This window comes from Acinetobacter sp. NigerLNRRAM0016, assembly GCF_054112845.1.
In genome coordinates, this window is the sequence record NZ_JBSYVT010000065.1 from 1 (window position 1) to 9746 (window position 9746).

A 9746-nucleotide genomic window follows, 5' to 3' on the forward strand; every position below is an offset into this window, starting at 1 on the left:
TAAGGGTGATTTACACGTTCATTTAAATGGAGCTATTCCAACAAATTTAGTTAAGGAATTATTAGCAAAAAATACAAATGGAATTCCCTCAAATTTTGATATTAATAAAGATTTAAATATTCTCGAACCACAAAAAAATCTGCAAGATTATTTAAAACCATGGAAAGTCTTAAATTTAATACCTAGATCGCAGAGTGATTTAAATAAAATAGTATTACAAACATTTTTTAGTTTAAAACGGCTTTGTTGTATAAACATTCTTCAAGATACTGATTTTTAAGGATTTGTTTAAATTTTAATCCAAAAATAAATTAAACAAAATCATAGTCTTAGATATTTATGCAACAAAGCCCCATTAGAGCTAAACTCCATTTACTAATGTCATATTTAAATCTAATGGTATGAAAGTACTATCAAATATACTGTTTAAATTACAGCGATTTCATTCTTGCTTCCATTATTTCGAATTTGAAGTCTTGGAACCATTGAATTATTTAAGTAATCATAAATAACCATTTCAGGATGATGCAGATCAAATGCTTGTCCAAACCATATACAAGCAGCATTGGATGCACATGGTAAGACATGAATTTTGGTAATTCCTTTATCTGTTAGACTATGAAATAACGCATGAATATCTTGCATGAAACTTAGTCCTCGTTCAGGATTTCTTATTGCTCCATTCCCCATATATTCTGGTTTAGCAGTAATATTAATTACCGGATGTCCTAATTCAACAGCCTTATTTTTAGAGGTTTCTGGATCAGCAGTGAGATTCAATCTAATAGTAATTTCAGTACAATCTTCTATTTCACTGAAATTATTAATTTCATACGCTTTGGTTGTACATATAAGATCAGGCCACATCCAACAACTTCCATCCCTATACATAAGCATAGGTATAAATTTCCCTTTATTTCCTAATTTACTTCCTAATGCTATTAGGCATGGCATAGGGCCGAAGCCAAAAATAGCTACTCTCTTATCATCAAATTTAGTTTCCCTAAGTAATTGTTCTGTTTGAACTTCAAATTCTTCTAAAAAATACTTTTTATAGAACTCATCAGCTGAAGCTCTTAAATGAGCTGGTAATGGTTCATGAATTAGTGTCTTATCTTTATGCAAAATAGATTTTAATGGGAGAAGGCAGCTTGCAATATCACGTCGTGAAGGAGACTGAGGAATATTGCGATTCACGGGCCAGAAAAATAAATACACTGGCATAGGAGTAAAGCTTAAAGAATCTAATAAATCTTCGCATTGTGCTGTGAAATTACTTCTCATTTGCGAGAGTCTTGAAGCTGTATATTCTGCGCCAGCAACTTTATCAATTAACCTATGATGTTTTTCACATAATAATAAAATATTCGTTGGATCATCTGATAGTTGATATGAGAAGAAGGGGATACCGCGAGTAGAATTTTCTGATGCTGCAACATTATGAGCTAAAACGCCATATGTACCTTCAAATCCAGTTATTTCATCTATGTTTAATTTTGCACCACATCCTTTAAACATACATCGGCCATGACTTGAGAGATAAATCTGGTTTTTATCTTTTTCAGATAAATCGTTACCCCTACCTGTAAGATGCTCAAAATCAAAAATTCTTTTTATGAAATATTCTAATTGGTTTACAGGGTTTGGTTTTTGTTTAGGAATCTTTCTAGGAACAAAATCTACATCTTTAACTTCGCTCTCTTGAGAGGAGGTTAAATTCCATGTTTCTTTTAACTTTTCAAAATCATGTAGAGTGTGGGCATCAATTATGTGACCTTGAAGAAAGCGTGCATAAATGGAAATTTTTTTGGCAAGCAATCTTCGGACAAAAGTTAAAGTATCATCATAATTGAGAATTATACGGAAAAAACTTTCAGGGCTTTTATTTTTCAATAAGACAAAAATTATATTTTTACGTTCTTCATCAACTAATACACCTAATGAATCTATACAAATATGCTTTAAAATTTCTTCTATATATTTATTTGCATTTGATAAATCATCTATTGCTGATAAAGAAGTCTGTAAACTTAGGGATGGGTCTAGTTGCATTTTCAATTTAACTCAATATAACCTAACAGTTTGATTTTAAAATTTTTTCTACCAATCCAGATTCCAGTTTTTACTCTTCCGATTATTAAATATAAAACTGGGTCATTAAGATTGGTAATGCCATTTAGAACAGTATCTATATCCCTTAAATCGGTTGGAGAGGGTGTTGGTACATCTTCAGGATGTGTATGCCATAGGCCTTGAAAATTATAGAATTTTTTAGATTCGTTCCAAGCTTGTATTAAAGCATATTGGTGGGACTTTGACCTAAAGAAAGACATACGTGTTTGACAGTCTCCTTCCATAGGAGAGGTAAAGCTTTCAATGATTTTAGCTTTAGTTTCTATGTCTGTTCTTCCAATTAGAATGCCACCCGATTCTGGAGAATCTGATTCTAATTGTATAAATTGCTTTAAACTCTTTAAAACATTTGCTTGAATAATAAAGACTTGGCCTGTAGGTGTGTCACATTTAATCCTCCCTTGAGTTATGTATTGCAACATGGGCATACTTCTTTATAAATTTCTTTTAAATTCAATATATTAATTCCATTTGAATTATTTACTGAATTATAAAAAGGGGTAGTAATTATTCCATTTTTATTTGCATTCTGATTGTCGCCAGAAATAGAAACAAATCCTAATTGTTGATTCAGGACATATTCAGAAATATAGCTTGCTAGCTTCATGCAATTTAAAGAAGAGAAGGGGGTAAATGCACCAGCACACCCTGTAATATTTTTAGCAATTAGCTGTCCAGATTGTACATATTTATACATAGGGGTAAGACTTTTATTTGATTTTTCATCAAAATATAAGCAGTTTAAACATCCTACATGTTTATTATTGAAAGAAATAAAATGTCCACCTAAATCATAAGGTTCTAACCAGCCTATTATTACTTGAATGTTTGCACTTATTTCATAAATAGTTTTTACGAGAGAAATCTCAGTAGGAGTATGGCCAATTGCTATGATGATAGTATCAATATCTTCAGTAATTTTTGATTTTATCCAGCTTTCACCATGGCTTACGAATGGAAAAATAGTTAATCCGGGCCTTTCTATTAAAAACTTATTAGCTAAAGAAGTAGATTTATAGGTATTAACATACTGCAAACCTAAAGAATGACGATAAATATTATCTGTTTTTAAAAGCTCTGGATCTATGAAAGAAAATTTATTTACGCCTGTTTGAGCTAATATCTCTGCAATCTTTGAGCCTAAAGCCCCACATCCGATAATCGCTATATGTCTTGTTTTTTTCTCTTGCCCCGTTCTATTTAATAAATAATCTATCCACGCTCTTTGTGTTAAAGAGACTTTAAAGCCTTTGAAGGATACTTTTTCTTTGAAAGAATACCAAATGGCATAATAAAAAATCACATAAGCAAATCCATGTTCATTTGGAATTCCCACTAGGGCATAATGATTGCCTTGTTTTAACAAAGATCGTTTGTTCTCATTAGAGAGGGTATTAACAATTTTTAGAAAATAGTCCTCATTAAAATAATCTCCTATATCTGGTATGGGGAAAACAGAAGCATCTTCTAATAATATCTTATGAATTTTTACTTTTGTGAGCTGGTTGTGGTTTATGTAAGAACTATCGCCATCATCAATATGCTCTAATATTTGATGATTCCCTTTTGATGATTTTCTTAACCAACCATATAAATTAAATGTAGAAGTAGGGTCGCAATGTAATATTACATCCTCATTTATATTTTGAGTGCTGCCTAAATATCCTTCTAGTTCGTTATACAAGCTTACTCGGTTGTTTAATTGAAAATTAATAAAAGATTGCTTGAGTATATCTATAGCCCTTTCAAAGAATTCAGTAATAAGTTCTTTATGTCTATAGCCTTCAAAGTTTTCACCTTGATGATCCGTAGTACAAATTTCCCCACTTTGACTCACATGATCTAAGGCAGACATTGGTCGTGTCAATATTCTAAAAATGGGAGGTATCGTCCAATTAGCTCTATTTTGAAAAATTAGACCAAGGCAAACCTGTTGTGTATTAATGAGAAAATCAAATTTTAGATTAACCCAATCCTTAGTAATAGAAGTGACATGGATATTTTGAGCTCCATGTTCACTTAATAGCTTTTCAATATTGTCTAACTTTGGGTTATCAAAAAACATTGAGTTTTCCTAAGCAGATTTTCCTTCTTGAGTGTAATAAGTTTGTACTACTGGTTCGGACACTTCTTGTATTTCAGGGATAGGGAATTGTCTTCCAAAAGTTTTATTTAAAATTTTGCAAGCTTCTACTGTATCAGTTTCCTCATTTACAGCTTCTAAAGATGATTTTAAATCTTCAAGTTTTGATTTTAAGTGCTCCATTTGTTTTCGGGTCAATTTTTCGAGTAAGTCTACACCTTGATGTGCAGGTAAATTAATTACGAGTCTGAAGTAATACTCGTTATTTTCTGGATCAATGCTAAAGGTAGTGAATTGATCTAATACATTATTTACTATAGAAAGTAATACCTTATTATCATTCTCATAATCTTCAGCTGTTATATGCTCATATACAGCTGTAGTGATAGCAATACTCTTAAAAAAATCTAGACCTTTCTCATTTCGCCATTGTTTCAAGTAGCGAGTACATCGTCTAAACTGATGACGTAAATCTGAATCATCTTCAAATTTTCCCAAAATTGTATCGGTAAGTTCAGTAGGATTTGAAATATCCCAAGTCTTAAGGTCTTCAGAGGAGAATTCCTTACCTCGAGCTAGATACATATTGCCTTTGTCGTCTTCAGCGTAGATGGGCAGATCTACATGATAATCGGGACTACCATTTTTGAGATAAGTGACAGTTACGCAAGGTCGTTTGATCGTTACAGTTCTATTTGAATGAGTTAAAGCATCTCTAACAATTTTTTTAATTTCTACTGAGCCATATTCCTCTTTGTCACAATCTAATAAAACTCCTACATCAATATCATAATCTCCATTCTTAGGCTTAATCCCTGTGCCCAAGGCATAACTACCTTGATTAAAGTATTCAACAAATTGAGGACCATTTGGATCCTTTTTGAGTTCATCTTTTAAGGTGCTAATCAAAAGGTCACGTTTTTCACGTAATGTACTTTCTTCGTCATAACGACCTAATCGAATATTTGTGTGGAACTTAGCATAGTGTTTTTGTGGATTCGCCATATTGTTGTATTCCTGTAGTGCTTTTGTTGTTATGGGGATCTCCTATATTAAATACAAGTTAAGACATTAAAAAAAATAGAATTGAACCGTACCGGGTTTGTCGGAGACCACTTTTCTTGAGAGAATGTCCCGATGAAAAAAGTAAAATACACCCCTGAAATCAGAGATAGAGCGGTTCAATTATTGATTGAATCTGAAAAAGATTATCCTTCTACTTGGGCTGCAATCACCGCTATTGCTCCCAAGATAGGTTGTACTCCTGAAACTCTACGTGTTTGGTATCAAAAATATTTAGATAAACAAAACCCAATTAAAGTACAGCAACTTTCAGATCAAGAACGTATTAAACAACTCGAACGTGAAAATAAAGAACTGCAACGTGCTAACGAAATTCTACGTAAAGCAGCCGCTTTTTTCGCCCAGGCGGAGCTCGACCGCCCACACAAATAATGGTGGATTTTATCCAGAACAATAAAGATCGATATGGTGTTGAAGCGATTTGTAGAATTTTACCGATTGCAGCTTCGACCTATTATCGGGCTTTAGATCTCGTTGATAACCCAGAACATCGAGCGAAACGTGCTCTGCATGATTTACATCATGCAGAGCTAATCAAACGGGCACTGTTGCAAATAGAGATTTGAGTCGATGAAGTTCCTTTTTAAAAGTGCTTAGAGACCGAAAACCCTGTTGATTAGACACACTTCACCTTGAGGCTGACCATAATAAAATGACGATGCTTGTCCTTTACGTAGTGCACGCATGACTTCAATACCTTTAATTGTGGCATAAGCCGTCTTCATAGATTTGAATCCTAATGTGGCCCTGATGATCCGCTTTAACTTACCATGATCACATTCAATGACATTATTTTTATACTTAATCTGCCTGTGCTCAATATCTACTGGACATTTTCCTTCTCGCTTTAACCGTGATAAAGCATGGCCATAGGTCGCTGCTTTATCTGTATTGATGACCCGTGGAATTTGCCATTTTTTCACCGTATTGAAGATTTTTCCTAAAAAACAATAGGCTGATTTACTGTTCCGTCTAGCGGAAAGGTAAAAGTCAATCGTATGACCACGTTGATCAACTGCACGATACAGGTAAGTCCATCGCCCCTTCACTTTGATATAAGTCTCATCCATATGCCATGAATGTAAATCTGTAGGATTACGCCAATACCAGCGTAAGCGTTTTTCCATTTCTGGAGCATAACGCTGAACCCAACGATAAATTGTGGTGTGGTCAACATTCACACCCCGTTCAGCGAGCATTTCTTGAAGTTCACGATAGCTGATGCCATATTTACAATACCAACGAACAGCCCAAAGAATGATTTCACCTTGAAAGTGCCGACCATGGAAGGGATTCATCTGCTGTATCTCGAAATAAATAAGATATTTAGCTTATCATGTCAGCCTATTTGCAACAGTGCCTCCCAAGCCTCCTTTTGACAGCGGCTCGCTAAACACGGCATCCGCCGAAACGGTCGCTCATGCGCGTGAGCTTCTTGGTCCTTCGCTGCTTGCTATTCGCGCGGAGGCGGAGCGGGCGGCGAGACGACGCGGATAAACGCTTGGCCAAAAAGCCACCAACGGCGACGGTCCCCCACCTCGGTCAAGCAGCGAGAGGTAGAGTGATATCTCGATAGGTATAGTAGAGTGATCTCGATAGGTATAGTAGAGTGATATCTCGATAGGTATAGTGTTTTGCAGTTTAGAGGAGATATCGCGATGCATACGCGGAAGGCAATAACGGAGGCGCTTCAAAAACTCGGAGTCCAAACCGGTGACCTCTTGATGGTGCATGCCTCACTTAAAGCGATTGGTCCGGTCGAAGGAGGAGCGGAGACGGTCGTTGCCGCGTTACGCTCCGCGGTTGGGCCGACTGGCACTGTGATGGGATACGCGTCGTGGGACCGATCACCCTACGAGGAGACTCTGAATGGCGCTCGGCTGGATGACGAAGCCCGCCGTACCTGGCTGCCGTTCGATCCCGCAACAGCCGGGACTTACCGTGGGTTCGGCCTGCTGAATCAATTTCTGGTTCAAGCCCCCGGCGCGCGGCGCAGCGCGCACCCCGATGCATCGATGGTCGCGGTTGGTCCGCTGGCTGAAACGCTGACGGAGCCTCACGAACTCGGTCACGCCTTGGGGGAAGGATCGCCCGTCGAGCGGTTCGTTCGCCTTGGCGGGAAGGCCCTGCTGTTGGGTGCGCCGCTAAACTCCGTTACCGCATTGCACTACGCCGAGGCGGTTGCCGATATCCCCAACAAACGGTGGGTGACGTATGAGATGCCGATGCTTGGAAGAGACGGTGAAGTCGCCTGGAAAACGGCATCGGATTACGATTCAAACGGCATTCTCGATTGCTTTGCTATCGAAGGAAAGCCGGATGCGGTTGAAACTATAGCAAATGCTTACGTGAAGCTCGGTCGCCATCGAGAAGGTGTCGTGGGCTTTGCTCAGTGCTACCTGTTCGACGCGCAGGACATCGTGACGTTCGGCGTCACCTATCTTGAGAAGCATTTCGGAACCACTCCGATCGTGCCTCCGCACGAGGCCGTCGAGCGCTCTTGCGAGCCTTCAGGTTAGAGGCCGTCGACAATGATAATCTGGATCAACGGACCTTTCGGCGCCGGAAAGACGACGCTCGCTAAGCGGCTGCGCGATCGGCGTTCCAAATCGCTGATCTTTGACCCCGAGGAAATCGGGTTCGTGGTGAAAGAAACGGTCCCCATGCCAGCGAGCGGAGACTATCAGGATCTCCCCTTGTGGAGGGGACTTACGATCGCGGCGGTCAGGGAGATTCGAAGGAATTACTCGCAGGACATCATCATCCCAATGACGCTCGTGCACCCGGACTATCTGACTGAGATACTCGACGGGGTAAGGCGGATCGACGATCAGCTGCTGCACATCTTTCTGACGCTCAACGAGGACCTATTGCGTCACCGGATCGCGAACCAGACCATGCATCCTGACCCGAATCGAAATGCGGAGATTCGAGAGTGGCGATTAGCGAATGTCGCCCGATGCTTGGCCGCAAGGGAACGGCTTCCATGCACAACCCGTGTTCTCGATAGTGGTGCACACACCAGCGATGAACTCGCAGCGATGGTGCTCGACGGAATCGATGGGCGCACCTGATCGCCTTCGACGCCTGCGCAAAGCGTAGCGCGAGGGTGGCGGGCTCACGACCAAACGCCCAGAGGTCGATCATCGCAGGGATGTTTGGCTTTGTGGTGCGGACGACGGGACTCGAACCCGTACTCTCACAGAGAAGCAGATTTTCGTACCACCTCGACTTTCGCCGCCGTCTGATGACGTTCGTGGTCTGGACTGTCCCTTCGCCATTGCCCGAAGGCTTTAGGCGCCGCCCGTCCAGTCTCTACACCTTCCCCCGAAGGGGCTTGGCTCGGGATTGGCTTAGGGTATTGCCCGTTAGCGTTCCCCGACTTTGAGCGGTTCTACTCCGCGGATTTCCCCGCGGGCACTCCAATTTTAAAGTCTGCTGCGTCTACCGATTTCGCCACGTCCGCCTTTTTTCGCCGTTCCTAGCGCTCGTGCGATGCACCTATGTTGCACCTAGCGCCGAATCGTTCTTCGTCATCCTGAAAAACCACGTCTCCTAAAGCCTTGCATAGCTTATCTTTTCTCCACCACGAACTTTTTTGTGGGATGGTAGAAAAAAAGACTTTTTAAGTCCGCTGGCTTGCCAGGCCTTGTTAGCTGGCACTGTTGCAAATAGTCGGTGGTGATAAACTTATCATCCCCTTTTGCTGATGGAGCTGCACATGAACCCATTCAAAGGCCGGCATTTTCAGCGTGACATCATTCTGTGGGCCGTACGCTGGTACTGCAAATACGGCATCAGTTACCGTGAGCTGCAGGAGATGCTGGCTGAACGCGGAGTGAATGTCGATCACTCCACGATTTACCGCTGGGTTCAGCGTTATGCGCCTGAAATGGAAAAACGGCTGCGCTGGTACTGGCGTAACCCTTCCGATCTTTGCCCGTGGCACATGGATGAAACCTACGTGAAGGTCAATGGCCGCTGGGCGTATCTGTACCGGGCCGTCGACAGCCGGGGCCGCACTGTCGATTTTTATCTCTCCTCCCGTCGTAACAGCAAAGCTGCATACCGGTTTCTGGGTAAAATCCTCAACAACGTGAAGAAGTGGCAGATCCCACGATTCATCAACACGGATAAAGCGCCCGCCTATGGTCGCGCGCTTGCTCTGCTCAAACGCGAAGGCCGGTGCCCGTCTGACGTTGAACACCGACAGATTAAGTACCGGAACAACGTGATTGAATGCGATCATGGCAAACTGAAACGGATAATCAACGCCACGCTGGGATTTAAATCCATGAAGACGGCTTACGCCACCATCAAAGGTATTGAGGTGATGCGTGCACTACGCAAAGGCCAGGCCTCAGCATTTTATTATGGTGATCCCCTGGGCGAAATGCGCCTGGTAAGCAGAGTTTTTGAAATGTAAGGCCTTTGAATAAGACAAAAG

Annotated in this window: 9 protein-coding genes, 1 pseudogene and 1 other annotated feature; of the genes and pseudogenes, 5 read left to right on the top strand and 5 right to left on the bottom strand. The window is 40.8% G+C overall.

Annotated elements, in window-relative coordinates; all coding sequences use genetic code 11:
- Positions 1-280: hypothetical protein (locus tag ACWQ4X_RS19015; RefSeq protein ID WP_457904607.1), on the top strand; the 280-nt coding region annotated here is incomplete at its 5' end.
- Positions 281-426: 146 nt separating this feature from the next.
- Here ACWQ4X_RS19015 and ACWQ4X_RS19020 read toward each other — a convergent pair.
- The 4 genes from ACWQ4X_RS19020 to ACWQ4X_RS19035 are packed head-to-tail and all read right to left on the bottom strand — an operon-like array spanning position 427 to position 5221.
- Complete coding sequence (locus ACWQ4X_RS19020) at positions 427-2052, bottom strand: SAVED domain-containing protein (RefSeq protein WP_005006366.1); 1626 nt, start codon at positions 2050-2052, stop codon at positions 427-429.
- Positions 2053-2054: 2 nt separating this feature from the next.
- Positions 2055-2555, bottom strand: a complete 501-nt coding sequence (locus tag ACWQ4X_RS19025; RefSeq protein WP_005006362.1) for a Mov34/MPN/PAD-1 family protein — start codon at positions 2553-2555, stop codon at positions 2055-2057.
- Positions 2540-4198 carry a ThiF family adenylyltransferase gene (locus ACWQ4X_RS19030; RefSeq protein ID WP_005006360.1) on the bottom strand — a complete coding sequence of 553 codons (1659 nt, stop codon included), beginning with the start codon at positions 4196-4198 and terminating at the stop codon, positions 2540-2542. Before ACWQ4X_RS19030 ends, ACWQ4X_RS19025 begins: the two co-directional genes overlap by 16 nt.
- A gap of 9 nt (positions 4199-4207) precedes the next feature.
- A complete protein-coding gene (locus tag ACWQ4X_RS19035; RefSeq protein WP_005006358.1) occupies positions 4208-5221 on the bottom strand; it encodes a nucleotidyltransferase domain-containing protein in 1014 nt (337 codons plus the stop codon).
- A 132-nt stretch (positions 5222-5353) separates the two neighbouring features.
- Between ACWQ4X_RS19035 and ACWQ4X_RS19040 the strand changes: the two are divergent.
- Positions 5354-5841: pseudogene (locus ACWQ4X_RS19040) on the top strand (transposase); the annotation flags it as partial.
- Positions 5629-5745: a sequence feature (AL1L pseudoknot), on the top strand. (Overlaps the previous pseudogene by 117 nt.)
- A gap of 51 nt (positions 5842-5892) precedes the next feature.
- Here ACWQ4X_RS19040 and ACWQ4X_RS19045 read toward each other — a convergent pair.
- Positions 5893-6597 (bottom strand): IS6-like element IS1008 family transposase, encoded by a 705-nt coding sequence (locus tag ACWQ4X_RS19045; protein ID WP_001067790.1) that lies wholly within the window; start codon positions 6595-6597, stop codon positions 5893-5895.
- A 360-nt stretch (positions 6598-6957) separates the two neighbouring features.
- Here ACWQ4X_RS19045 and aac(3)-IId point away from each other — a divergent pair, with 360 nt between their 5' ends.
- The 3 genes from aac(3)-IId (at position 6958) to ACWQ4X_RS19060 (ending at position 9725) form a co-directional block, all read left to right on the top strand.
- Complete coding sequence (aac(3)-IId, locus tag ACWQ4X_RS19050; protein WP_000557454.1) at positions 6958-7818, top strand: aminoglycoside N-acetyltransferase AAC(3)-IId; 861 nt, start codon at positions 6958-6960, stop codon at positions 7816-7818.
- Between the two features lie 12 nt (positions 7819-7830).
- Positions 7831-8373, top strand: coding sequence for an AAA family ATPase (locus ACWQ4X_RS19055; protein ID WP_000587837.1), 543 nt, complete (start codon positions 7831-7833; stop codon positions 8371-8373).
- A 647-nt stretch (positions 8374-9020) separates the two neighbouring features.
- On the top strand, positions 9021-9725 hold the full coding sequence (locus ACWQ4X_RS19060) for an IS6-like element IS26 family transposase (protein WP_001067858.1): 705 nt from the start codon (positions 9021-9023) through the stop codon (positions 9723-9725).
- Positions 9726-9746: the final 21 nt, after the last annotated feature.

What these genes read in the sequence shown, in the direction of transcription:
- ACWQ4X_RS19020 (WP_005006366.1), bottom strand. Translation starts at nt 2,052, where the DNA reads ATGCAACTAGACCCATCCCTAAGTTTACAGACTTCTTTATCAGCAATA.
- ACWQ4X_RS19025 (WP_005006362.1), bottom strand. Translation starts at nt 2,555, where the DNA reads ATGTTGCAATACATAACTCAAGGGAGGATTAAATGTGACACACCTACA.
- ACWQ4X_RS19030 (WP_005006360.1), bottom strand. Translation starts at nt 4,198, where the DNA reads ATGTTTTTTGATAACCCAAAGTTAGACAATATTGAAAAGCTATTAAGT.
- ACWQ4X_RS19035 (WP_005006358.1), bottom strand. Translation starts at nt 5,221, where the DNA reads ATGGCGAATCCACAAAAACACTATGCTAAGTTCCACACAAATATTCGA.
- ACWQ4X_RS19045 (WP_001067790.1), bottom strand. Translation starts at nt 6,597, where the DNA reads ATGAATCCCTTCCATGGTCGGCACTTTCAAGGTGAAATCATTCTTTGG.
- ACWQ4X_RS19055 (WP_000587837.1), top strand. Translation starts at nt 7,831, where the DNA reads ATGATAATCTGGATCAACGGACCTTTCGGCGCCGGAAAGACGACGCTC.
- ACWQ4X_RS19060 (WP_001067858.1), top strand. Translation starts at nt 9,021, where the DNA reads ATGAACCCATTCAAAGGCCGGCATTTTCAGCGTGACATCATTCTGTGG.